Consider the following 21,670-nt stretch of genomic DNA (forward strand, 5'->3'; position numbering starts at 1 on the left):
TCGGCGGCGAGCTCTCTCACGAGCGGGTAGAGCCTTTTGACGGCAGATTCGCCTGTGACAGATACGCGGCCGCGCGGCGCAGGACCTCGTTCTCCTGCTCAAGCAGACGATTGCGCCGACGCATCTCTCGTAGTTCGGCGGACTCGTCGCTGGTGTTGCCGGGTTTGTTGCCGGCATCGATTTCTGCTTGGCGGAGCCATTTGTTGATGGTGCCTTCGTGGACTCCGAAGTCCTTGGCGATCTGTCCGATCGTCGTCTTGGAATCCCTGGTCTGGACGACGCGGATGACGTCGTCGCGGAATTCTTTCGGGTAGGGCTGTGGCATGGTGTCTATCCTTCCAGGCTTGCCTATGAACAAGCCAGATTAGATGTCACCTAACCCTGCATCAGTCCCGATAGTTAGAAAGGGACGTGGTGAATGAGTCGTGAAGTGCCTGGTGGGGCTTGGAAAGATCGTGGACGGACATGGAATCTCACTTTCGATTAGGGGAAGTGAGATTGTTTTTAGCATTAGCGACTAGCTGTCCTACTGCCGGGGTCGTGCAGACAGGGCCCCGAAGATGAAGAAGCCTAGAGTGCCGCCGATCGCGGCGAGCCAGAGCGGACCGGAAGACTCGACCAGGAAGATCTGAAGGAAGGAGGCGACGGCTAGTGCAGCGCAGGCGAAGAACGCCAGCCTGACGGCACTTCCGAGGATTCCGACAAGCAGAAACCCGGCGAGTAATAACGCCACGATGACTCCGATGTCCATGTTCGCGTCTCCTTGCCTTTTGTGCTGGTGCTAAGTGACATACGTTACTACTCGGCACTGACATGGCACTATACTCGCGCTACTACTGGCATAGCACCGCGGCTCCAGTCATCGTATTCGCGGGTCGGTGTTAGCCAGAGTCCTCGCTCTCCGAGCACTGTTCGAGCTTCTCGCCTGGCGGTTGGGTCTCCGGTGATTCGAACGTCCATTTCCTCAACGCGCTGGCCCTCGTATATACCGCTGATATGCATACCTGACCTGTCGATGAGAGCGAAAGTTAAGGCTGAGTGATCGATTCCGGCCCGAGTGAGCATCGATCGTACCGAGCCGACCGTGAGATGTTTGGCCGTCATCGTCCGACCTCTTCGGCGAGAAGATCGACTAGAGCTTTACTCCAGGCGGCAGCGAGTAGTTGTCCACCAGCGAGCGAAATATGATCACCGATTAGCTGGGCGAAAGTAGCCTCAGTGGTGAATCCTCTAATCGTGAGGTCGGGGGATCGAGTCCCCCTCCCGCTACTCACTTCCGAAGAACCTCCATCCGCCGGGTGGGGGTTCTTTGCGATTCAGGCCTGACTTCGGCGGTTTCGCAGTGACGTCCTCCTCGACGAACTTCCGAAATGAACTGCTCAGCGCCCAGTAGACGGCAGCGGATACGGGAGCGACCAGGATGACCTGCGACCATGACAGGTCCTGTGAACCCCAGCCGAGCAGTTTGAAGCCGGCGTGGATGGTCAGTGCGACGGCCAGGACGATGAGGGCTTCTCTGCGACTGCGCTGTCGAGGTGAGCGTTCTTTCTTCATAGTGAGACAAGATTACCTGCCAAATGCGTGCCCGATACCGCCGTTGTCCCACGGATTTGCCCTCAATTCACCGTCACGTCATGTCGGCGTCACCGCTCGTGGAGTCCCGCTGCGGATGTGGACTGCCTCACATCAACTGCTCAACGTGGGAAATCAGCGGGCCCACTTCCACGTCCTCGCCGCTGCGGACTGCTTCCGGGAGGGCGCTTTGGCAGATGCGAGGTGACCCGACCTGCGGATGACCGAAGCCATCGAGAACATTCGGTCTCAGCGTCGACCCGACGGTGATGTCTGGTTCCGCGTCGATGCGCCGAGTGGTGAGCCCTCGAAATGGGTGACGTTCCAGGCCCTCCGGGCGCTGGACTGGTGGGACTGTGCAACCGTCCGCAGCCGCGAGGCGACCAACGGCTCCTAGAAGTCGACTTCGCTCTTGTCGACGCCGGGGAACTTGACCTCGTACTTGATCATATTGTCCTTGTGGTCGACGAGTGTCATCGACCCGAAGTAGGTCTTCTTCTTCGTGTGGACCTCGCAGCTTGTCAGCCCCCACCAATCCATGACCTTCATATCGTCACGGCATTTGACCTTCGTGACCTTCATGTCGAACTTGTTCGTGAACAGATCGTCGAGGTCAGCCTCAAGGGATGCCGTTGGAATGACACCGTCACCTTCTTTGTCGACCTTGATCCCGCTATCACTGGCCCATGATGTGGCCTTCGCGGCATCGGCGAAGGGATCGTCTGATGTGGACTCGTTGGGTTCGGACTCGGCCGACTCGCTCTGATCGGCCGCCGACGCGCCCGCGGACTCACTCGGCGCAGCTGTGCCCTGCATGCCGCCGGAGTCGCCTTGGGCAGCCTCGTCGGTCTTCTTCGGCTCGCTGTCGGTCTGTGCCCCGCCGCAGCCGGTGAGGGCCAGGGCGAGAGCGACACCGGCAGCGGCGGTGATCGTGCGGGGCGAGAGGGCTGCCTGGGGCATCGGTCTCATCGTCATACTCCTCGTAGAAGGTCGGTGGTGCCCTATGAGGGATCATCTGGTGATCACGGGCGTCGTTCGTACGCAGTCGATTCTGCCATCACATCGCCTCCGGCGAGGGATTCGGCTGTTCACATCCGGAGACACATGTGTCGATCCAGGCACATGACGCCGCACGTTCATCAGCGGCCGCGCCTCGACTACGATGACCGGATGATCCCCACGACGACGCTGGCCGATGGCACAAACCTTCCGCTCCTGGGCCAGGGCACCTGGCACATCGGCGATGAACCCGCGCAGCGAAAGATTGAGATCGCATCATTGCGAGAGGGCATCGAGCTGGGCATGACGCTCGTCGACACCGCCCAGATGTACGGATCCGGGCGTTCCGAGAGCCTCGTGGGGGAGGCGATCGCACCAGTCCGCGATGAGGTCTTCCTCGTCGACAAGGTGCTGCCGACGAACGCCTCGGAGTCCGGAACCATCGAAGCCTGCGAACAGTCGCTGGCCGTCCTCGGCACCGAGCACATCGACCTCTACCTTCTGCACTGGCCGGGTGCTCATCCTGTCGATGACACGATTGCCGCCTTCGAACGACTTCGCGACCGGGGACTCATCGGAGCCTGGGGCGTGAGCAACTTCGACCCGGCCGAGATCGGGGCGCTGTCCTCCGTGCCCCTGGTCAACCAGATCCTGCTCAATCCCTCCCGGCGCGGCCCGGAATTCGATCTCCTCCCCACCCATCGCCGCAGCCGGCCGCACATCACGACGATGGCGTACTCTCCCGTCGAGCAGGGTCGACTGCTCGACGATCCCACCCTCGCCGAGGTGGCCGACCGTCACGATGCCACCACAGCCCAGATGCTGTTGGCCTGGGCGATCCGCTCCGGTGACGTCATCGCGATCCCGAAGGCATCCACCCCCGAGCATGTGCGCACGAATGCCGAAGCGGCTGAACTCGAGCTCACGAGCCGGGATCTCGCCGACATCGACTCGGCCTTTCCCGCACCGACCGCGCCGATGCCGCTGGAGGTGATCTGAATGCCGCAGCCTGCGATCGGCCTCATCTCCCACGGTACGTCGTCGGCAGAGGGGAGTGCGGTCATCGAGGCGCTCGCCCAGGATGTCACCGACGATCTGCGCGCCCGTGGGCTGGCCGACGAGGTCATGCTCGGTCATGTGGATGTGCAGCACCCCGACGTCGCCGAGGTGCTGGCAGCACTGCCGCGTGAGAGACCGATCATCCTCGTGCCGCTCCTGCTCTCACCCGGCTATCACGTGCACGTCGACCTGGTCGAGGCCATCCGCGAGGCCGGCGGCGGCGCCGGGGCCGATATTCGCCTGGCTGCGACTCTGGGTCCGGACCCGCGCCTGGCACGGATCCTGGCCGAACGCCTTCCTCGCCTCGACGTGGGTGACCACGTGGTGCTTGCGGCCGCAGGCTCGAGTGATGACAGGGCGAACGTGGCCTGCCTGGAGATGGCCGATTCTCTGTCTTGTGAGCTCTCGCGGCCCGTCTCCGTGGGCTTCCACGCCGGCGGGGGAGAACGACTCCGAGATATTGTTGAGCAGAAACGTCGGGCCGGGGGTCGAGTAGTGCTCTCAAGCTATCTCCTGGCGCCGGGATTCTTCCAGGATCTGACCGAGACGATCATTGCCGATTCGTCTGATTTCCTCGCCCCGCCACTGCTCTATGAGGGTGCGAGAACCCCGTCATTGCTGGTCGACATCGTTCGCGATCGGATCATCTCGGCTCTCTGACTCGGCTCTTTCCTCTTGGCCCCGGATCGTCGCAGTGCGAATTGTGACGGACTGCGTCATGAAATGACGGCGCTGAGTGAGACGATTTGTTGAGCAATCCGTGTTTCTTGTAGCGTGACTCACCAAAGGTTCACCGCAGCGTTTGGAGACGATCGTGTCCGCACAGGTAGATGAAATCAAGAAGGGCCCGAATTCGCGGGCCTCAGTGAAGTCCGCCAGGCCGAAGAAGCCCAATGGCCAGTGGAAGGTCGACGGTCAGGAACCGTTGAACAAAAACGAGATCGACAAGGCGGCGGACAACGGACTCAATGTGCGCGCACGCATCGAAGAGACGTATTCGAAGAACGGCTTCTCCTCGATCACCGATGAGGACCTGCACGCCCGCTTCCGCTGGTGGGGTCTCTACACCCAGCGCAAACCAGGCATCGACGGCGGCCGCACGGCCACCCTCGAACCCCACGAGCTCGAAGACGAATACTTTATGCTCAGGGTCCGCATCGACGGAGGCAAGCTGACGACCGAGCAGTTGCGCACGATCGCAGAGATCTCCAACGAATTCGGTCGCGGCAGCGCCGATGTCACCGACCGGCAGAACGTCCAACTTCACTGGATCGAGATCGAGAACGTCCCCGAGATCTGGGAACGACTCGAAGCCGTGGGACTGCAGACGACGGAGGCCTGCGGCGATGTTCCGCGCGTCATCCTCGGTTCCCCGGTAGCCGGCGTTGCCGCAGACGAGCTCATCGATCCGACACCGGCGATCGAAGAGATCTCTCGCAGGTACATCGGGGACCCGAGCCTGTCCAACCTGCCACGCAAGTACAAGACCGCGATCACCGGTCATCCCAGCCAGGATGTCGTTCACGAGATCAACGACTGCTCCTTCGTCGCCGTCGAACATCCGGAGAAGGGCATCGGCTACGACCTCTGGGTCGGCGGAGCCCTGTCGACTGTTCCGCGGTTCGCCGAAAGACTCGGTACCTGGGTCGCCCCTGATCAGGTCGTCGAGACCTGGCTCGGCGTCACGGAGATCTTCCGTGACTACGGTTATCGCCGCCTGCGCAACAAGGCACGCATGAAGTTCCTGCTCGCCGACTGGGGCACCGAGAAGTTCCGCGACATCCTCGAGGATGAATACCTGGGATACAAGCTCGCCGATGGTCCCGCCCCGGACAAGCCAGCCACCGCAGGCGACCACGTGGGCATCCACAAGCAGGCTGACGGAAAGTACTACATCGGAGTCAGCCTCATCGCCGGACGGGCGTCGGGCACTTTGCTCGGGCAGCTCGCCGACCTCGCGGAGAAGTTCGGGTCGACGAGGCTGCGCACCACTCCGCACCAGAAGATCCTGCTCCTCGACATCGAGGAGAAGGACATCGATGAGGTCGTCGCGGGTCTTGACGCCCTGGGCCTGTCCAGCCGGAAGGACCTGTTCCGCCGGTCGACGATGGCCTGCACCGGCATCGACTACTGCAAGCTCGCCATCGTCGAGACCAAGCAGACCGCGGCCGATGCCGTGGCGAAGCTCGAAGAGCGCCTCGCCGGCATCGACCTGCCCCATCCCATCAGCCTGCACCTCAACGGCTGCCCGAACTCATGCGCACGCATCCAGACCGCCGACATCGGACTCAAGGGTCAGCTGGTGACCACCGACGACGGCATCCAGTCGCCGGGATTTCAGGTCCACGTCGGCGGCGGACTGGCGTCGAAGGACCGAGACGAAGCGGGACTCGGCCGCACTGTCCGCGGCCTCAAGGTCACCGCCGACAATCTCAGCGACTACGTCGAGAAGCTCGTCCGCCGCTTTCTCAACGGTCGCGGTGAGAACGAGACGTTCTCCGAATGGGCACATCGAGTCGAAGACGAGGAGCTGGTATGAGCACCACGGAAACCCGAACCGAAGCAGCACTGCCCACGCCCACCCGTCACCGTCGCAGCGTCGACGAACTCAAGGCCCTCGCCGAGGCGGGAGCGAAGGAACTCGCGGGTGATCCAGACAACGGTGTGGCGGAGGCCAACCCTGCCGATGTCATCAGGTGGGTGTCGCAGAACTTCGACACTTCCACCTGCGCGGTGGCCTGCTCGATGGCCGATGCGGCTCTGCCGCACTACGTCGCCCAGTACCTGCCCGGCGTCGACGTGCTCTTCCTCGACACCGGCTATCACTTCGCGGAGACCTATTCGACCCGCGACGAGGTGGCCAGGAAGGTCGACGTCAACATCGTCGACGTCCTCCCGGAGCAGACCGTGGCCCAGCAGGATGCCCAATTCGGTGCCGAGCTGTTCAACCGCGACCCGGGACTGTGCTGCGCGCGGCGCAAGGTCGCACCTCTGAAGAAGTCTTTGGCCGGCTACGAACTCTGGTTCACCGGAGTCCGCCGGGACGAAGCACCGACCCGCGCGAACACACCGCTGGTGACCTTCGATGAGAAGAACGGACTGGTCAAGATCAACCCCGTCGCAGCCTGGTCATTCGACGATCTCCTCGACTACTCCGGCGCCTTCGACGTGCCGGTCAATCCACTGCTGTCGCAGGGATATCCGTCCATCGGATGCCAGCCCTGCACCCAACCCGTGGCCGAGGGAGAGGACCCCCGTGCCGGCCGCTGGGCGGGCACCAACAAAACAGAATGCGGGCTGCACGTATGAGCATCGATCACACACCACTGTCCACCCTCGACGTCCTCGAATCCGAAGCGATCCACATCATCCGCGAGGTCGCCGCCGAATTCGAGAAGCCCGTGCTGCTGTTCTCCGGCGGCAAGGACTCCGTCACCGTCCTCCACCTGGTCGCCAAGGCCTTCTGGCCGGCCAAGATCCCCTTCGGTCTCCTCCACATCGACACCGGCCACAATTTCCCGGAGATCCTGAAGTTCCGTGATGAGACCGCCGCGCGCTACGGCATCGAACTGTCCGTGGCGAAGGTCCAGGACTACATCGACGACGGCCGCCTGCGCGAACGCGCCGATGGAACCCGCAACACCCTGCAGACCCAGCCGCTCATCGACGCGATCGCCGAGGGCGGATACGACGCCGTCTTCGGCGGCGCCCGCCGTGACGAGGACAAGGCCCGCGCCAAGGAGCGCATCTTCTCCCTGCGCGACGAATTCGGCCAGTGGGATCCGAGCAACCAGCGCCCCGAACTGTGGAACCTCTACAACGGTCGCCACGTCAATGGCGAGCACGTGCGCGTGTTCCCCATCTCGAACTTCACCGAACTCGATGTGTGGAGCTACATCGCCCGGGAGAACATCGCCCTGCCCAACCTCTACTATGCCCACGAGCGCGAGGTCTTCCAGCGCGACGGCATGTGGTGGTCAACGGGTGAGTTCTCGGCCCCGCGGCCCGACGAGTCCGTCATCCGCAAGTCGGTGCGCTACCGCACCGTCGGCGACATGAGCTGCACGGGCGCCGTGGAATCCGACGCCGACGACATCTCCTCGGTCCTCGCCGAGGTGGCTGTGACCACTGTGACAGAACGCGGAGCGACCCGCGCCGACGACCGGATCTCGGCCGCGGCGATGGAAGACCGCAAGAAGGACGGATACTTCTGATGACCACGACACCAGACACCACCGCTGCCACGCAGACGAAGACGCTGCTGCGCTTCGCCACGGCCGGCTCCGTCGACGACGGCAAATCGACGCTCGTGGGTCGACTCCTCCACGATGCGAAGGCAATCCTCGCCGACCAGCTCGAGGCCGTGACGCGCACCAGTGCCGAACGCGGCTTCGCCGGCGGCGAATTCGACTTCGCCCTGCTCACCGACGGCCTGCGGGCCGAACGGGAACAGGGCATCACGATCGACGTCGCCTACCGCTACTTCGCCACCGACAAACGGTCGTTCATCCTCGCCGACTGCCCCGGACACGTCCAGTACACCCGGAACATGGTCACCGGGGCGACGACTGCCGATGCCGTCGTCGTCCTCATCGACGCGCGCACCGGAGCCACGGAACAGACCCGACGCCACCTCACAGTCGTCCACCGTCTTGGCATCGGGCACGTCATCCTAGCGGTCAACAAGATCGACCTCCTCGACTACGATCAGGTGGCGTACGCGAAGGTGAAGGCCGAGATCGAAGCACTGACGGCTGAGATCGGTCTCGACTCGGCTCATCTGATCCCGGTCTCTGCACTGGCTGGTGACAATGTGGCCGAGGCTTCGGCGAACACGCCTTGGTACCAGGGTCCCGCGCTGCTGGAGCTGCTCGAGAACCTGCCCAGCAAGGAAGAGGACACGGCCGATCTCGAGCCCTTCCGCCTCGACGTGCAGTCCGTGCTGCGCCCGCAGGGCGGCCTGGCACCGGGACTCGACCCCGATGAGTTCCGCGACTACCGCGCGGTGACCGGCCAAGTCACCTCAGGACGGATCCGCCTCGGCGATGAGATCGACGTTCATCCGGCCGGTCTGCGGACCACTGTGGTCGGCATCGATACGGCAGATGGCCCGCTGGAGACCGCGGGCGCACCGCTGTCCGTGGCGCTGCGTCTGGCCGATGACATCGATACCGCGCGCGGCAGCGTCCTCGCCGCTGCCGGAAGCCTGCCCGAACCTCGCAAGGCTCTGCGGGCCGAGGTCTTCCCCTTCACCTCCGAGGGACTGCGCTCCGGTGACCGGGTGCTCGTCAAGGCCGGCACCTCGACGGTCAAGGCGATCGTGACGATCGAATCGAAGCAAAACCTGCTGACCTCAGGATCCGAACCCGCCGAGGTGCTCGCCGGCAACGACATCGGCACCGCCGAGGTGAAGCTGGCCACCGCTCTGCCGATCGCGGACTTCCGCGAGCACGGACGCGCAGGCGGTTTCCTCATCATCGATCCGCAGACCGGGTCCACCGTGGCCGCAGGAATCCACACTCCCGAGGACGAAGTGTCATGAGTCTCTTCACTCGTCAGGCAACGGGCAGCGTGCTGCTCATCGGTGCGGGACCCGGTGATCTCGGCCTGCTGACCGTCAAAGGCCTGCGCGCGTTGGAAGCGGCCGAGGTCATCGTCGCCGACCGCCTCGGCGCGCGTTCGGTCATCGACCAGCTCGAGACCGAGCGCGGGGATTCACTCGACGCCGAGATCATCGACGTCGGCAAGACCCCGGGACACCATCCGGTTCCGCAGCAGCGGATCAATGAGATCCTCGTCGAACAGGCTCGCGCCGGGCGCCGTGTGGTCCGACTCAAGGGCGGAGACCCGTTCGTCTTCGGCCGCGGCGGCGAAGAGCTCGCCCACTGCCACGAAGCCGGCGTCGACGTGCAGGTGGTGCCGGGAGTCACGAGTGCGAACTCGGTTCCCGCCGTTGCCGGAATCCCGCTGACTCACAGGGGACTGGCCACCGCGTACACAGTCATCACCGGCCACGATCAGCTCTCCGAACTCGGGGGAGGACGCGACCACACCGTCGTCGTGCTCATGGGCATCGGCACACTGGCGCATTCGGCGATGATCCTGGCCCGAGGCGCCCGCGGAAGCGACTGCCCCGTCGCCATCATCGAAGACGGGTTCGGTTCCGGACAGAGGGTGACGATCGGGACGCTGAACACGATCGCGTCTCAAGCTGCACGCCGAGGTGTGCGCTCGCCGGCCATCGTCGTCGCCGGCGATGTCGTGACCCGCAGCCCCTACGCCATTGGTGCCTTCGCACAGGCGGAAGCATCCGAGCCAGAACTCACGAGGAACCCATGACCTACATCATCGCCCAGCCCTGCGTGGACTTGAAAGACCGTGCCTGCATCGACGAATGCCCCGTCGACTGCATCTACGAGGGCGCTCGTTCCCTCTACATCCATCCCGACGAGTGCGTCGACTGCGGCGCCTGCGAACCCGTCTGCCCCGTCGAGGCCATCTTCTACGAAGATGACGTCCCCGACGAATGGGAAGCCTACTACTCTGCGAACGTCGACTTCTTCGACACCATCGGATCCCCGGGCGGAGCGGCCGCGCACGGAGTCATCGACGGCGACCATCCCCTCATCGCGGCACTGCCACCGCAGAACACAGACAACGACTGACTGACCCAGTAGACAACTGAGGAGAACTATGACGACGAATCCGTTCCGTGTGGCCATCATCGGTGCCGGTCCTGCCGGCATCTATGCGGCTGATCTATTGACCAAGGCTGAGCGTGACTTCGAGATCAGCATCGATCTCTTCGACCGGTTGCCGACTCCGTTCGGGTTGGTCCGTTATGGGGTGGCTCCGGATCATCCGCGGATCAAGGGCATCATCAACGCTTTGATCAAGGTCCTCGACCGGGGAGATATTCGTCTGTTCTCGAATGTCGAGTACGGTGCCGATATCAGCCTGGGGGAATTGACGGACCGCTATGATGCGGTGATCTTCTCCACCGGCTGCTTCATCGATGCCTCGTTGAACCTGCCCGGAGTGGACCTGCCGGGGTCGTATGGTGCGGCTGATTTCGTCAACTGGTACGACTCGCATCCGGATGTTGCCCAGACGTGGCCGTTGGATGCGGAGAAGGTTGCGGTCATCGGCAACGGCAACGTCGCTTTGGACGTGGCACGTGTGCTGGCGAAGCAGGCCGATGACATGCACACGACCGAGATCCCTGATCATGTCTACGAGGGTCTGAAGTCCTCGCAGGTCACCGACGTGCACGTGTTCGGGCGGCGTGGTCCTGCGCAGGCGAAGTTCACTCCCTTGGAGCTGCGGGAACTGGGCCAGGTCAAGGACGTCGATCTCATCGTCTATCCCGAGGACTTCGAGTTCGATGAGGGATCGATGGCCGCGATCGAGTCGAGCAACCAGGTCAAACAGGTTGCCAAGACGCTGACCGACTTCACGATGCGTGAACCGGTGGGTGCCAATCGCCGTCTGCACCTGCACTTCCTCCACGCGCCGGTGGCCATCCTCGGCGAGGATGCTGTGACCGGCCTGCGCACGGAACGCCAGGAATTGGACGGCACCGGGAGAGTCACGGGCACGGGAGAGTTCATCGACTGGGACGTCACAGCCGTCTATCGCGCCGTCGGCTATGCCGGCACGCCTCTGCCGCAGCTGCCCTTCGACGAGGCCAAACGTGTGATCCCGAATCACGAGGGACGCGTCGTGGACACAGGAGAGCAGGCCTCGGCTGCTGAGGCCGATGTCGTCCAGGGCGTCTACGCAACAGGGTGGATCAAGCGCGGTCCTGTCGGACTCATCGGACATACGAAGGGCGATGCCCTCGAGACGATCGGGCACATCCTCGATGACCGCGCCGCCGGCGTACTCACCGAACCGCTGTTCCCCGATGAGGACTCGATCGTCGAACTCCTCGACTCCAAGGGCGTCGACTACGCGGACTGGGAGGGCTACCACCGGCTGGAGACCGCGGAGAAGGCATTGGGCGAAGCCGAGGGGCGTGAGCGTGTGAAGCTCGCGACTCGCGAGGCCATGCTGCATGAGGCCCGTGATCAGGTCAGGAGCGAATCCCACTCCGGCACCTGAGCCGAGTCAGTATTACGCCCCGCCAGTCTCTGTTCCTCCCGTTGCACGTGTAGGAATAGAGGCTGGCGGGGCGCAGTGCGTTATTGCCGGGTGTGCGTGGCGCGAGCGGGAAGTATCGGCAGTGACGGGAGGGCTGAGCGAGGGTGGGGGATGGCGTAGGCTCGAAGTGATCAACAGCCGCCATGCAAGGTCTGCACCCGTCAGAGGAGACGCACTGCCGTGACCGACACATCAGCTCGAGTTGCCGTCATCGGCGGCGGAATCGCAGGCGCCTCGGTCGCTTTCGGCCTGGCCTCACGCGAGGTCAGCGTCACCATCTTCGACGATGCCATGAACGGTCAGGCGACCGCCGCCAGCGCCGGCATCATTGCCCCCTGGGTCTCGACGAGCACCGGCGCCTACTACGAGACTTATGCCGCCGGAGGCAACTTCTACCCGGACTTCCTCAATCGCCTCAGCGCTCTGGGGATCCCCGATCTCGGATACCGCAGATCCGGTGCGCTCGTCGTCAACTCAGATCCTGTCGTGCTCGCCGAGGCGGCCCGACTCATCCGTGATCGTGTCGCAGGTGCCGGGTCCGTTGCCGGCGAGGTCCACGACATGGACTCTGCGAATCTGCGCGAGATCTTCCCGCCGATCGCCCCGGAGATGACAGGCCTGTTCATCACCGGGGGCGGTCGAGTCGATGGTCGTACCCTGCGCGATGCCATTCTGACCGGAGCGCACGCCTACGGCGCCCGGCTTGTGCACGATTCGGCGAGAACCATCTCCACCGGACACCGAGGTGGCACGTGGAAGGTGGGGACCACCTCGGCGACGGAGGACTTCGACGCCATCGTCGTCGCGGGTGGAGCCCGGAGCACGGAGATGCTGCAGCGGCTTGGTCATAGCGTGGCGATCACCGCACAGCGAGGACAGCTGATTCACCTGGGTCTGCACGGGATCAACACCTCGCCATGGCCGACTGTGCACCCGCTCGACCACCACTACATCACTCCCTTCGACGGAGGCAGAGTCGTCATCGGCGCTACCCGTGAGGACGGTGTCGGATTCGACGTGCGCGCAACAGCTGCGGGGCAGCATCAGGTGCTTTCCGATGCGCTGAGGATCGCTCCCGGACTCGCAGAGGCCACGGTGGTGGAGACGAGAGTCGGAGTCAGGCCCATGTCCACACGCACGAGCGGGTTGCCCTATGCCGGGGCTGTCCCCGGTGCGCAAGACCTGTGGGTGGCTTCCGGATCCGGTGCGGGCGGGCTGACGATGGGTCCGCTCATCGGCGACGCAATCGCCAGAGCGATCCTCGGCCAGCAAGCAGCAGAGATCGCGCACTTGGGCCTATGACTTCGAACGACAGTGCCTTGCTAACCTGAAGCCATGAGCGCGCAGCTGCCCCGAGCCTTTCGGTGGTTCTGGGCGGGCGAAACCGTATCGGGATTCGGCAGCTGGATCACCATCCTGACCCTGCAGGTCATCGGCGGTGCGCTGCTCGCGGTCGTCGCGGAGCCGATCGCAGGCCGATGATTCGGCCCAGCCGAACCTGCGCCGGGAGATCGGGGCCGGGCTGAAGTGGGTCTATTCGACCCCGAGCCTGAGAGATCTCGCCGTATGGACCCATGTGTGGTTCGCCGCACAAGCTATCCTCGCTGCGGTCACCGCAGACTACTTCCTCAACGAGATCGGCATCGACGCCTTCTGGTTCGGCCTCATCATGGCCGGCAACGGTCAGCGCCGTTGCGGTGCCCGTCCTCTTCGTCGGAGTCTTCCTCCACGGATTCGGCATCGGGCTGAGCAACTCCCACGAAATGGCCTACCGGCAGTCGATCACTCCCGACGGCTTCCAGGCGCGGACGAACACGACGATGCGATCGACGAATCGCGCAGTCGTGGTCATCGTGTCGCCGCCGGCCGGAATGCTGGCCGCCGCCACGAGTTCTGAACTCGCGCTGATCATCGCCGCTGGGATCTTCGCCCTGGCCGCTGTCGGCCTGTGGTTTTCGCCGTTTCGCACAGTGCGAATCGCCACCTGAAGCACGGGGCCGCCGCATGCTGCACAGCGCGCCGGAGAAGTCAGTCGACGATTGGTGCGCTGATTGCTTTCGCCAGGGCGTCGAAGGCCCGGATCGTCGGGAACAGTTTGCGCGCATCCTGGGGCAGGCCCCAGCTGGAGAGTTTGACGCCGACGAAGTTGGCTCCCGGATTCATGTAGATCATCTGCCCATGGATGCCCAGGGCCAGGAACGCATGCGAGTCCGGGAATGGGAACCAGAACTGGTTGTGATACATCCCGCCGGGCATCCGATTGTCGTCGGGGCCGTCGGCGAAGGCCTGGCGAATGTCAGCATCGCCGGTCAGTGTGTCGCCGACCCACGAGGTCGGCACCACCTGTTCGCCTGTGAGCGAGACTCCGCGATTCGAATAGAGGTAACCGAAGCGGGCCAGGTCGCGCAGCGTGGTGTTGATGCCGCCGTCGAACATTCCCACGCCGTACTGGTCGGTGGCGATGAGCGCATCGCGTTCGGCTCCGATGCGCGACCAGAGAACCCGTGACATGAGCGCCTGCATGCTCTCGCCGGCGATCTTCTCGCATACCCAGCCGAGCACATCGGTCTCACACGAACGGTACTGATAGACACCGCCGTGCTCGGACTTCGACTCGAGCGTGGTGAGGAACTCATACATTCCGCTCGGACTGCCCTCGGGCTTCGACTCCGACCAGCCGATGGCTTCCTCGATCTGTCTGACCTCGGACTGCGGGTCGAGATAGTTCTCGGAGAACCTGATTCCCGAGCGCATGTCGAGAATGTGGCGAATCGTGGCTCCGGCGTACCCGGAGGAGGCGAGCTCGGGTACGTATTCGGTGATGCGTCGGTTCGGATCGAGGTCCCCTGCGCCGACGAGCACCCCGGCCACCGTGCCGACGAGTGATTTGCTCACCGACATCAGGAGGTGTTCGGTCTCCGGGCCCATCGTGGAGAAGTACTCCTCGGTGAGCACCGTGCCATTGTGCATGACCATCCACGCATCCGTGTCGCTGGTCTCGATGACGCTGCGCACGCTGCGAGCCTCGGAGAACTCGGTCTTGGGCACTTCGACCTCGCCCAGGTCCTGCAGAGCCACGGGCAGTTCGGCCACAGGCCCGGTCCCGCGCGAGATCGGAGTCGTGGGCAACACCTGATCGACGTGCTGGAACGACCAGCGGACATTGTCGGCATCCTGCCAGTTGTCCTTGTCGATGACAGGCTCGACGGGCGCGGTCTGGTCCGGTGACGTCTCAGTCACTCTCCACCTCTTCGCAGTCGTTTCGTGCAGTCCGTGACGAGATTACCACCGCAGATGTCAGTCTCCCTTCGCACCCGGGCCGCCCAATGCGGGGGAGGGGTCCTCCTCGGCGACGGGCACACCGGCATACATCGCACGGACCGAATCGATGAAGTGCTTGGCCCTGATGCTCAGCGCATTCGGGCCCCCTGCCTTCGTCTGCAGCGGATTCTTCGTCACCAGCACACCGAGATCGGCACCCTTCCACCGGTATTCTCCTGCCCCATAGATGCGGAGGAAGAAGACCTCATTGCCGTTCTGCAGAGGATGCCAGTCGAGAGCGGCGCGCTTGTAGGTCAGAGTCCCGTACTGGTCGAGGTAGTACTGACCGGTCAGCGGTGAGTGGGTGATGTACTCGGTGATGTCAGCGGTCTCCTTGATGACCATCTGGCTCCACTCATCGGCCCCGGAGAGCTCTTCCCAGCGTTCATTGATCTCATCGACGTCGAGATCGAATTCGACGTCGAGGTATTCGAGCAGGTGGAACAGGAACAGCGGGACGTCGGCATAGGCGCCCGCGGTGACATTGGTGATCGCCGAGGCGCCGGAGATGCGCGGATTGAGCTCGCCGAGCCAGACATCGTCGGTGTCGAGATCGACGAGCACATCGACCTCGAAGAAGCCGCGGTAACCGCGCTTGCGCAGCCCCTCACCCATGCGTCGCACCAGTTCCCTGGCCCGTGTGCGCTGGTCGGCCGTGAGCACATCGGGAGTCATCTCATTGCCGCACCAGCCGCCCTTGTAGGGGGTCAGTTCCGCGAAGCCCGCCAATTCTGTGAGGAACGGGCCGACGACGACTCCGCTGCTGGTGATCACGGCCTCCACCGCCACGGGTGTGTTGTTGATGCGCTTCATGATCTTCAGCTGCTCGCCGATGATGTCGTGCTTGTGCTTGTTCCAGTCGCCCTCGGCGGCGATGAAGAACGTCGTCTTTCCCGAATCGCCGTAGGGGGTCTGGACGACGAGATCGGTGCCCAGGTTCTCCCTCTCCGCCTCACTGTTCAGCTGCGCATACGTGTCCGCCGTGGTGAGCACATTGGGCACGGAGAAGGCGCCGGCCTCATTGCCGAGCTTCGTCGTCTCGATCTTCGAATCGAGCTGATTGCGCAGATCCGCCGAGGGTAGGATGAGGTCATAGCCCAGCTCACGGCAGATGCGCTCGGTCTCCTCATCGAAGAAGACCATGGCGACCTTGGGCCGTTCGCCGTGGGGCACGTCGTTCGTCATATGGGCGCGCACCTCGGCGTTGAGGAGCAGCCAGTTGTTGATCGCCTCGCCGCTGTCGAATTCGACGAACGGCTTGTACCGGGGCGAGAAGACGCGTGGATGCCCGCCGTCCCAGCCGTCGTAGTACGTGATGTAGGAGAAGTTGCGGACCCACCGGTCGAGGCCGAGGAGGTTGAATGGTGTCGCCCCGATGAAATAGATGGGGGTGATGTTGGTGCGGAAGAAGTGGCGGACCTCGGAGATGTTGCGCAGGGGCCGTCGGATCTGGACCCGTTCGGCCTCCTCGCCCGCGTAGGCGGCATCGGTGCCGACATGCACCTCCACATCGGTCGCATCCGTCGCCGAGGTGGGGGTTGGGGCCGGTGCCGCGGGTGCGCCACCAGCGGCAGCATCGAGAGCAGGACCCTCGGCCGAGTTCACCGCTCGGCCGGTGCCCGGAACCGCGACCGCGTCCTTGACCACACGCTTCTTCGCGGCAGGCTTCGACGTGTTTGCGTCTGCAGGGCTGTTCGTCATCGCTCTACTCCTTGTGAAGACTTCTGGCGTTGCTGCTCACAGTCATTTGAGCCGTCCGTCTTCGTCGTCTCGGAGGATGGTCGAATACCGAACGTCAAACGTGATGAGGACAACATATACCAGTTTTCGAGGGCTGAGGACGATGGTGGACCAACTGGGTGAACCCAATGCGAATTCGCGGTCAAATCCGTGCCCGAACCCACCGGTCGGTGAATTCCTCTCGCGTGGTGGCGGGCCGCTAGGCTGGGATCACGACGACTTTTCGAAAGAGAGCCACTATGCCGGTGAATACCGATAAGCAGGGAACCAGCTATTCTCTGCCACGCCCCTATGAGGTGTCGCGGGAGGCGGTCGCGGAATTCGCGCTCGCCACCAATGCGAAGGCCGACTACCACTTCGAGTCTGAGGCAGCGACCGCACTGGGGTATCGCGACGTCGTGGCACCGACCACCTTCGCCGTGATCATCGCGCAGAAGTCCGAAGCGGCCTACATCAGCGACCCGGAGTCCGGCATCGACTTCTCCAAGGTCGTCCACGGTTCGGAGCAGTTCAGCATCACCCGACCCATCGTCGCCGGCGACAGCCTGGCTGCCACCACACACGTCGACGGCGTGCGGGCGGCCGGCAGCAACGCCATGATCACCACCCGCACGGAGATCACCGACGCCGCCGAACAGCCGGTCGTCACCGTGACCTCGACCATCGTCGTGAGAGGAGACGGAGAATGAGCGTCACCGACTTCTCCCAACTGACCATCGGAGACACCGTCGTCGAAGCCGAGATCCCACTGTCGCGGGCCTCACTCGTCGACTACGCCGGCGCCTCGGGCGATCACAACCCGATCCACTGGTCCGAACGATTCGCCACCGAGGTGGGCCTCGACGGAGTCATCGCCCACGGCATGCTCTCAATGGCTGTCGTCGTCGCCCCCGTCGTCGAGTGGATCGGCGACCCGGGTGCGATCGTCGACTACCGGACACGATTCTCCGCGCCGGTGCTCGTCCCGGACGCCGAATCCGGTACACCGGCGACCCCGACCGCCACCCTGTCGATGACTGCCGTCGTCGGAGCCGTGGACGCGGCAGTGGGAACCGCCCGCCTCGACGTCACGGTGAAGTCCGGGGACCAGGATGTGCTCAGCCGCACCCAGATCCGAGTCTCACGGTGACGAAGGACCTGGCAGGCTTCACGACGTTCGGCCTCGGCGGTCCGGCAGGGAATCTGCGCATCGCGGAGACCAGGGACGACCTCATCGAGTTCTCCCGCGAACACGCTCTGAGCCTGACTGGGCGCCCCGATGCCGATGTCCTCTTCATCGGGGGCGGATCGAACCTGCTCATCTCCGACGCCGGCTTCGACGGCGATGTGTGCGTGGTCGCGACCGAGGGTGTGACGATGACCGAGACCTCGGAGACCGAAACCCGTGTCACCGCCGAGGCGGGGGAGAACTGGGACGAATTCGTCGCCTTCACCCTCGGCTGCGGTCTCTCGGGCCTCGAGGCCCTGTCCGGGATTCCCGGCTCCGTGGGAGCGACACCGATCCAGAATGTGGGTGCCTACGGGACAGAGGTCGCCGAACTCATCACCTCGGTCGAGGTCTTCGACCGCCTCGCCGGTCAGGTCCGCCAGCTCAGCGCCGTCGAACTCGAATTCGGCTACCGCACCTCGGCGCTCAAACGGGCGCAGCAGAGAACAGGTGCAGCCCAGTTCCTGGTGCTGTCGGTGACCTTCGACCTCCAGCGCAGCCCGGACTCCCTGCCGGTGCGCTATGCGCAGCTGGCCTCGGCACTGGACGTCGAGATCGGAGAGAGTGTACCGGCCTCGCTGGTGCGCACCAGCGTGATCTCCCTGCGCCGGTCCAAGGGCATGGTCCTCGACATCGACGACCACGACACCTGGTCGGCCGGGTCGTTCTTCACGAACCCGATCGTCGCTGACCCCGACGAGCTGCCGGCCGAGGCACCCCGCTACCCGGTCACCGACCCTCTGACCGGGGCGACGATCGAAGGGCGGACGAAGACCTCGGCCGCCTGGCTGATCGAACACGCCGGATTCGCCAAGGGCTTCAGCGTCGGGCAGGGGCGGGCAAGCCTGTCGACCAAACACACCCTGGCCCTGACCAACCGCGGTCAGGCGGCGACGGGCGATGTGCTCGAACTCGCACGCGCAGTCGTCGGCGGGGTGAATGAGAGGTTCGGCATCGTTTTGGAGCCCGAGCCCACATTCATCGCCTGCTCTCTGTAGATTCTGTTCCCTAGGATGGTTGCCTGTGTCAGCCTCTCGTAGAACGTCAGCCCTGCTCATCCTCATGGCAGTGGTCGCAGTTGTGACCCTGCCCTGGGCACTGTTCTCCGCACGCGCAGATCTCAGCTTCGGTCCGCACGAGGCCCGCTACCAGATCACAGCCGACTCCCGGCTGACCGTCGACTTCGGCCCGCTGGGCAAACTGCTCGTCCCGGCAGATGAATATCTGCCGCTGGGGCTGGGACTCACCGTTGACATCGGACAGATCCCGGTCTCCGGAGGAGATGAGGTCGACTCGCACGCAGGTGCTTCCGAACGGCGATCCGACAGAGACCCCGCCTCTGGCTCGGAAACGGGGGAGGGCGTCGGAGGAGGAGCGGTCGACGCGCTGGGCGGCGACATCGCCTCCTACGCCTCCCTGTTCTCCGCCCCGCAGGCGCAGGTCGACGAGGTCGTCGACGGCATGACCACGGAGATCCTGGTCCGGTGGGCCCTTGCAGTGTGCATCCTCAGCGGTGTGACTGTGGCGATGGCCTTCATCCTCGGGCCCGTGCGGCTGGCCGGAATCGGGAGGGCCCTGGTCGGCAAAGAGCTGATCGGCATCGGTCTGGTCACGGTCCTCGTTCTGGCAAGTGTGGGAACGGCAGTCCTCACACGTCCCCAACCTCTCGTTGCCGATCCTGCCTTCGACGGGACCCCGCTGGCGGGCGCACAGGTCACGGGCCGCCTCGGCGGGGTCATCGATACCGCGTTCACAGCGGTCAAGGGCTTCGCCGAGGACAATGACGCCTTCTACGACCAGGTGCTGGCCAACCTGCGCACACAATGGACCACTCGTCTGCTGACGGGCAATTGGTCGGACCGGGGGACGGTGCCTCCACCGACGGGGGCCGATCAGTCGCTGAACGCTGACGTGTCGACGTTCGTGTTCGGTTCGGATCTGCACTGCAACATCGGAATGGCCCGGGTGGTCGGCGCGGTGGCTCGAATGAGCGACGCCGATGCCTACATCGACGGGGGAGACGTGACGATGACGGGCACCTCGGCGGAGAACTACTGTCTCGACGTGCTCGACGACGAGCTGCCCGAGAAGCTGCCGCGGATGATCGTCAAGGGCAACCACGACTCGACAGAGACCACGGATCATGCGAGGATCGCGGGCTGGAAGGTCCTCGAGGACTCGAGCGCGGAGATGAGCGGGGTGACGTTCTTCGGCGGACCGGACCCCCGGCGGACCGTGTTCGGGTCCGGGCCGCAGCTCGAAACCGATCTCACCGCTGATCAGTATGCACAGAGGCTGCGCACCGAGGCCTGCGCGAACGACTTCGACATCATGCTCATCCACGATGCGCGGATCGGGGCGCCGTCCCTGCGCTCCGGCTGCGCGGAGTACAGCCTCAGCGGCCACTGGCACAAACGAGTCGGACCGGAGACCCTGGGCAGCGGCGTCCGCTATGTGAGTTCGACGACAGGTGGTGCCCTGGCGAATGCATTGACCCCGGGGCCGCTGAAGATGGATGCTGAGCTGAGCATCCTGCGCGTGGACAATCGGACCAAGCGACCCATCGACGTCCAGATCGTCACGGTCAGCCCGGACAAGACGGTCACGATCGATCCCTGGAAGACCTTCCCCCGGCCTGTGCCGCTCATCGCTCAGCCGCCGCAGACGGAGCCCTCGACCGGGGGTGGATGAGTATCGGGGCAGTCGAATTCCGGCAGGCATCGGCGGCCGGTTCGACTAACGGCGGTCACAGACGGTATGCTCGTTTCTCGTGGTTGGGCACGTCTCGGGCAACAGAAGACGAGGGTGTCGAATCGAAGGGGTGTGGCGCAATTGGTAGCGCAACGGTCTCCAAAACCGTAGGTTGCAGGTTCGAGTCCTGTCACCCCTGCGCAGTTGATATCTGCTTGAGTCTTATCGGCGAAATGCCGTCCTCGACGGGCTTGAACAATTGTGCTGTCCCAATGGAAACCGACCGAGTGAGGACGTGTGAGCGACACACCGGCAAAGAAGACTGGAGATGCGCCCAAGGGTTCCAGTCGTAAGCAGCTCGGGTTCTTCGGACGAATTCTGCAGTTCTTCCGCGAAGTCATTGCGGAGCTGAAGAAGGTCGTCACCCCGACGCGTAAGCAACTGGTCAATTACACCCTTGTCGTGCTGGGCTTCATCCTCTTCATGATGCTTTTCGTGGTGGTCCTCGACCTCGTGTTCGGCAAGCTCGTCGGATTCGTCTTCGGCGGAACCCCGCTGTGGCCATTGTGGTGAATCGCCCCCAGCGGTGATCACTTGGATTTCAAACACGTTGCAGACCCTTCACTCCCAAATGGGAATCACTACACGCGAAGCGAGGAATTGATCGGTGTCGGATACCAGTTCACCTGAGCAGGAAACCCCTGAGACACAGAACGCGGCTCTAGAGGAGTCGAGCGTTGCACCAGTGGTGGAAGACGTGGACAACGAAACCTCCCCTGTGAGCACCGACGACGCACCGGTCGAGGATGCTCCTGCTGAGGAAGCGCCAGCCGATGACACCTCGGACGAGGTCGACGCTGACGATGAGGTCGACCCGGCCGACTCCGATGACACCTCGGACGAGGTCGACGCTGACGATGAGGTCGACCCGGCCGAGGA

General features: G+C 63.8%; 24 protein-coding genes, 1 tRNA gene and 1 pseudogene. 20 read left to right on the plus strand and 6 right to left on the minus strand.

All coding sequences use genetic code 11. The annotated features are described in order from the left end of the window. Positions 1-16: 16 nt before the first annotated feature. The 3 genes from L0G76_RS05615 to L0G76_RS05625 all read right to left on the minus strand — a co-directional run bounded on the left by L0G76_RS05615 (position 17) and on the right by L0G76_RS05625 (position 1,554). Positions 17-325, minus strand: coding sequence for a transposase (locus tag L0G76_RS05615; RefSeq protein ID WP_009883324.1), 309 nt, complete (start codon positions 323-325; stop codon positions 17-19). 201 nt (positions 326-526) lie between these two features. Further along, positions 527-751: a hypothetical protein gene (locus L0G76_RS05620; protein WP_304356337.1), complete on the minus strand. Its 225-nt coding sequence runs from the start codon at positions 749-751 to the stop codon at positions 527-529. A 515-nt stretch (positions 752-1,266) separates the two neighbouring features. Next, positions 1,267-1,554 carry a hypothetical protein gene (locus L0G76_RS05625; RefSeq protein ID WP_304356338.1) on the minus strand — a complete coding sequence of 96 codons (288 nt, stop codon included), beginning with the start codon at positions 1,552-1,554 and terminating at the stop codon, positions 1,267-1,269. Between the two features lie 238 nt (positions 1,555-1,792). Here L0G76_RS05625 and L0G76_RS05630 point away from each other — a divergent pair, with 238 nt between their 5' ends. After that, positions 1,793-1,969: a hypothetical protein gene (locus tag L0G76_RS05630; RefSeq protein ID WP_304356339.1), complete on the plus strand. Its 177-nt coding sequence runs from the start codon at positions 1,793-1,795 to the stop codon at positions 1,967-1,969. On the opposite strand, the gene L0G76_RS05635 is transcribed toward L0G76_RS05630, so the two are convergent. Beyond that, positions 1,966-2,541, minus strand: a complete 576-nt coding sequence (locus L0G76_RS05635; protein WP_304356340.1) for a hypothetical protein — start codon at positions 2,539-2,541, stop codon at positions 1,966-1,968. The genes L0G76_RS05630 and L0G76_RS05635 overlap by 4 nt on opposite strands. Positions 2,542-2,694: 153 nt before the next feature. Between L0G76_RS05635 and L0G76_RS05640 the strand changes: the two genes are divergently transcribed. The 12 genes from L0G76_RS05640 to L0G76_RS05695 all read left to right on the plus strand — a co-directional run bounded on the left by L0G76_RS05640 (position 2,695) and on the right by L0G76_RS05695 (position 13,760). Further along, on the plus strand, positions 2,695-3,570 hold the full coding sequence (locus tag L0G76_RS05640; RefSeq protein WP_304356341.1) for an aldo/keto reductase: 876 nt from the start codon (positions 2,695-2,697) through the stop codon (positions 3,568-3,570). Further along, entirely contained in the window at positions 3,571-4,290 is a 720-nt protein-coding gene (locus L0G76_RS05645; RefSeq protein WP_304356342.1) for a sirohydrochlorin chelatase, read from the plus strand. It abuts the gene before it with no gap. A 154-nt stretch (positions 4,291-4,444) separates the two neighbouring features. Beyond that, the gene (locus L0G76_RS05650) at positions 4,445-6,169 is read left to right on the plus strand and encodes a nitrite/sulfite reductase (RefSeq protein ID WP_304356343.1); all 1,725 of its coding nucleotides are present in this window, start codon (positions 4,445-4,447) and stop codon (positions 6,167-6,169) included. Then, positions 6,166-6,939: a phosphoadenylyl-sulfate reductase gene (locus tag L0G76_RS05655; protein WP_304356344.1), complete on the plus strand. Its 774-nt coding sequence runs from the start codon at positions 6,166-6,168 to the stop codon at positions 6,937-6,939. The genes L0G76_RS05650 and L0G76_RS05655 overlap by 4 nt, the downstream gene beginning before the upstream one ends. After that, complete coding sequence (gene cysD / locus L0G76_RS05660) at positions 6,936-7,844, plus strand: sulfate adenylyltransferase subunit CysD (protein ID WP_304356345.1); 909 nt, start codon at positions 6,936-6,938, stop codon at positions 7,842-7,844. Before L0G76_RS05655 ends, cysD begins: the two co-directional genes overlap by 4 nt. Next, positions 7,844-9,172 carry a sulfate adenylyltransferase subunit 1 gene (locus L0G76_RS05665; RefSeq protein WP_304356346.1) on the plus strand — a complete coding sequence of 443 codons (1,329 nt, stop codon included), beginning with the start codon at positions 7,844-7,846 and terminating at the stop codon, positions 9,170-9,172. The genes cysD and L0G76_RS05665 overlap by 1 nt, the downstream gene beginning before the upstream one ends. After that, positions 9,169-9,969 (plus strand): uroporphyrinogen-III C-methyltransferase, encoded by an 801-nt coding sequence (cobA, locus tag L0G76_RS05670; RefSeq protein WP_304356347.1) that lies wholly within the window; start codon positions 9,169-9,171, stop codon positions 9,967-9,969. Before L0G76_RS05665 ends, cobA begins: the two co-directional genes overlap by 4 nt. Beyond that, on the plus strand, positions 9,966-10,295 hold the full coding sequence (gene fdxA / locus L0G76_RS05675) for a ferredoxin (RefSeq protein ID WP_304356348.1): 330 nt from the start codon (positions 9,966-9,968) through the stop codon (positions 10,293-10,295). The genes cobA and fdxA overlap by 4 nt, the downstream gene beginning before the upstream one ends. A 28-nt stretch (positions 10,296-10,323) precedes the next feature. Continuing rightward, positions 10,324-11,733, plus strand: coding sequence for an FAD-dependent oxidoreductase (locus L0G76_RS05680; RefSeq protein WP_304356349.1), 1,410 nt, complete (start codon positions 10,324-10,326; stop codon positions 11,731-11,733). A 219-nt stretch (positions 11,734-11,952) separates the two neighbouring features. Next, entirely contained in the window at positions 11,953-13,074 is a 1,122-nt protein-coding gene (locus L0G76_RS05685; RefSeq protein WP_304356350.1) for an NAD(P)/FAD-dependent oxidoreductase, read from the plus strand. Between the two features lie 33 nt (positions 13,075-13,107). Further along, complete coding sequence (locus L0G76_RS05690) at positions 13,108-13,254, plus strand: hypothetical protein (protein WP_304356351.1); 147 nt, start codon at positions 13,108-13,110, stop codon at positions 13,252-13,254. Between the two features lie 215 nt (positions 13,255-13,469). Beyond that, on the plus strand, positions 13,470-13,760 hold the full coding sequence (locus tag L0G76_RS05695; protein ID WP_304356352.1) for an MFS transporter: 291 nt from the start codon (positions 13,470-13,472) through the stop codon (positions 13,758-13,760). A gap of 40 nt (positions 13,761-13,800) precedes the next feature. Here L0G76_RS05695 and L0G76_RS05700 read toward each other — a convergent pair whose 3' ends face one another. Both L0G76_RS05700 and L0G76_RS05705 read right to left on the minus strand, forming a co-directional pair. Further along, entirely contained in the window at positions 13,801-15,012 is a 1,212-nt protein-coding gene (locus L0G76_RS05700; protein ID WP_304356353.1) for a serine hydrolase domain-containing protein, read from the minus strand. Positions 15,013-15,069: 57 nt separating this feature from the next. Then, a complete protein-coding gene (locus L0G76_RS05705; protein ID WP_304356354.1) occupies positions 15,070-16,794 on the minus strand; it encodes a biotin carboxylase in 1,725 nt (574 codons plus the stop codon). Positions 16,795-17,072: 278 nt separating this feature from the next. On the opposite strand from L0G76_RS05705, the gene L0G76_RS05710 reads away from it, so the two are divergent. The 7 genes and pseudogenes from L0G76_RS05710 to L0G76_RS05740 form a co-directional block, all read left to right on the plus strand. After that, complete coding sequence (locus L0G76_RS05710; protein ID WP_304356355.1) at positions 17,073-17,522, plus strand: FAS1-like dehydratase domain-containing protein; 450 nt, start codon at positions 17,073-17,075, stop codon at positions 17,520-17,522. Then, positions 17,519-17,962 (plus strand): MaoC family dehydratase, encoded by a 444-nt coding sequence (locus L0G76_RS05715; protein WP_304356356.1) that lies wholly within the window; start codon positions 17,519-17,521, stop codon positions 17,960-17,962. The genes L0G76_RS05710 and L0G76_RS05715 overlap by 4 nt, the downstream gene beginning before the upstream one ends. Next, positions 17,959-19,038, plus strand: coding sequence for a UDP-N-acetylmuramate dehydrogenase (locus L0G76_RS05720; RefSeq protein WP_304356357.1), 1,080 nt, complete (start codon positions 17,959-17,961; stop codon positions 19,036-19,038). Before L0G76_RS05715 ends, L0G76_RS05720 begins: the two co-directional genes overlap by 4 nt. Positions 19,039-19,063: 25 nt before the next feature. After that, the gene (locus L0G76_RS05725) at positions 19,064-20,731 is read left to right on the plus strand and encodes a metallophosphoesterase family protein (protein WP_304356358.1); all 1,668 of its coding nucleotides are present in this window, start codon (positions 19,064-19,066) and stop codon (positions 20,729-20,731) included. A gap of 126 nt (positions 20,732-20,857) precedes the next feature. Further along, positions 20,858-20,930, plus strand: a tRNA-Trp gene (locus L0G76_RS05730). A 98-nt stretch (positions 20,931-21,028) separates the two neighbouring features. Beyond that, positions 21,029-21,304 (plus strand): preprotein translocase subunit SecE, encoded by a 276-nt coding sequence (secE, locus tag L0G76_RS05735; RefSeq protein ID WP_304356359.1) that lies wholly within the window; start codon positions 21,029-21,031, stop codon positions 21,302-21,304. A 184-nt stretch (positions 21,305-21,488) separates the two neighbouring features. Further along, a pseudogene (locus tag L0G76_RS05740) lies at positions 21,489-21,670 on the plus strand (transcription termination/antitermination protein NusG); the annotation flags it as partial.

It is taken from the genome of Brevibacterium picturae, assembly GCF_030453725.1.
Taxonomy (GTDB): domain Bacteria; phylum Actinomycetota; class Actinomycetes; order Actinomycetales; family Brevibacteriaceae; genus Brevibacterium; species Brevibacterium sandarakinum_A.

Excerpts from the sequence above, each read along its gene's own strand:
- L0G76_RS05705 (WP_304356354.1), bottom strand. The coding sequence starts at position 16,794 with ATGACGAACAGCCCTGCAGACGCAAACACGTCGAAGCCTGCCGCGAAG.
- cobA (WP_304356347.1), top strand. The coding sequence starts at position 9,169 with ATGAGTCTCTTCACTCGTCAGGCAACGGGCAGCGTGCTGCTCATCGGT.
- L0G76_RS05665 (WP_304356346.1), top strand. The coding sequence starts at position 7,844 with ATGACCACGACACCAGACACCACCGCTGCCACGCAGACGAAGACGCTG.
- L0G76_RS05615 (WP_009883324.1), bottom strand. The coding sequence starts at position 325 with ATGCCACAGCCCTACCCGAAAGAATTCCGCGACGACGTCATCCGCGTC.
- L0G76_RS05630 (WP_304356339.1), top strand. The coding sequence starts at position 1,793 with ATGACCGAAGCCATCGAGAACATTCGGTCTCAGCGTCGACCCGACGGT.
- cysD (WP_304356345.1), top strand. The coding sequence starts at position 6,936 with ATGAGCATCGATCACACACCACTGTCCACCCTCGACGTCCTCGAATCC.
- L0G76_RS05680 (WP_304356349.1), top strand. The coding sequence starts at position 10,324 with ATGACGACGAATCCGTTCCGTGTGGCCATCATCGGTGCCGGTCCTGCC.
- L0G76_RS05655 (WP_304356344.1), top strand. The coding sequence starts at position 6,166 with ATGAGCACCACGGAAACCCGAACCGAAGCAGCACTGCCCACGCCCACC.
- L0G76_RS05715 (WP_304356356.1), top strand. The coding sequence starts at position 17,519 with ATGAGCGTCACCGACTTCTCCCAACTGACCATCGGAGACACCGTCGTC.
- L0G76_RS05640 (WP_304356341.1), top strand. The coding sequence starts at position 2,695 with ATGACGCCGCACGTTCATCAGCGGCCGCGCCTCGACTACGATGACCGG.
- L0G76_RS05690 (WP_304356351.1), top strand. The coding sequence starts at position 13,108 with ATGAGCGCGCAGCTGCCCCGAGCCTTTCGGTGGTTCTGGGCGGGCGAA.
- L0G76_RS05645 (WP_304356342.1), top strand. The coding sequence starts at position 3,571 with ATGCCGCAGCCTGCGATCGGCCTCATCTCCCACGGTACGTCGTCGGCA.
- L0G76_RS05710 (WP_304356355.1), top strand. The coding sequence starts at position 17,073 with ATGCCGGTGAATACCGATAAGCAGGGAACCAGCTATTCTCTGCCACGC.
- L0G76_RS05625 (WP_304356338.1), bottom strand. The coding sequence starts at position 1,554 with ATGAAGAAAGAACGCTCACCTCGACAGCGCAGTCGCAGAGAAGCCCTC.
- L0G76_RS05620 (WP_304356337.1), bottom strand. The coding sequence starts at position 751 with ATGGACATCGGAGTCATCGTGGCGTTATTACTCGCCGGGTTTCTGCTT.
- fdxA (WP_304356348.1), top strand. The coding sequence starts at position 9,966 with ATGACCTACATCATCGCCCAGCCCTGCGTGGACTTGAAAGACCGTGCC.
- L0G76_RS05635 (WP_304356340.1), bottom strand. The coding sequence starts at position 2,541 with ATGAGACCGATGCCCCAGGCAGCCCTCTCGCCCCGCACGATCACCGCC.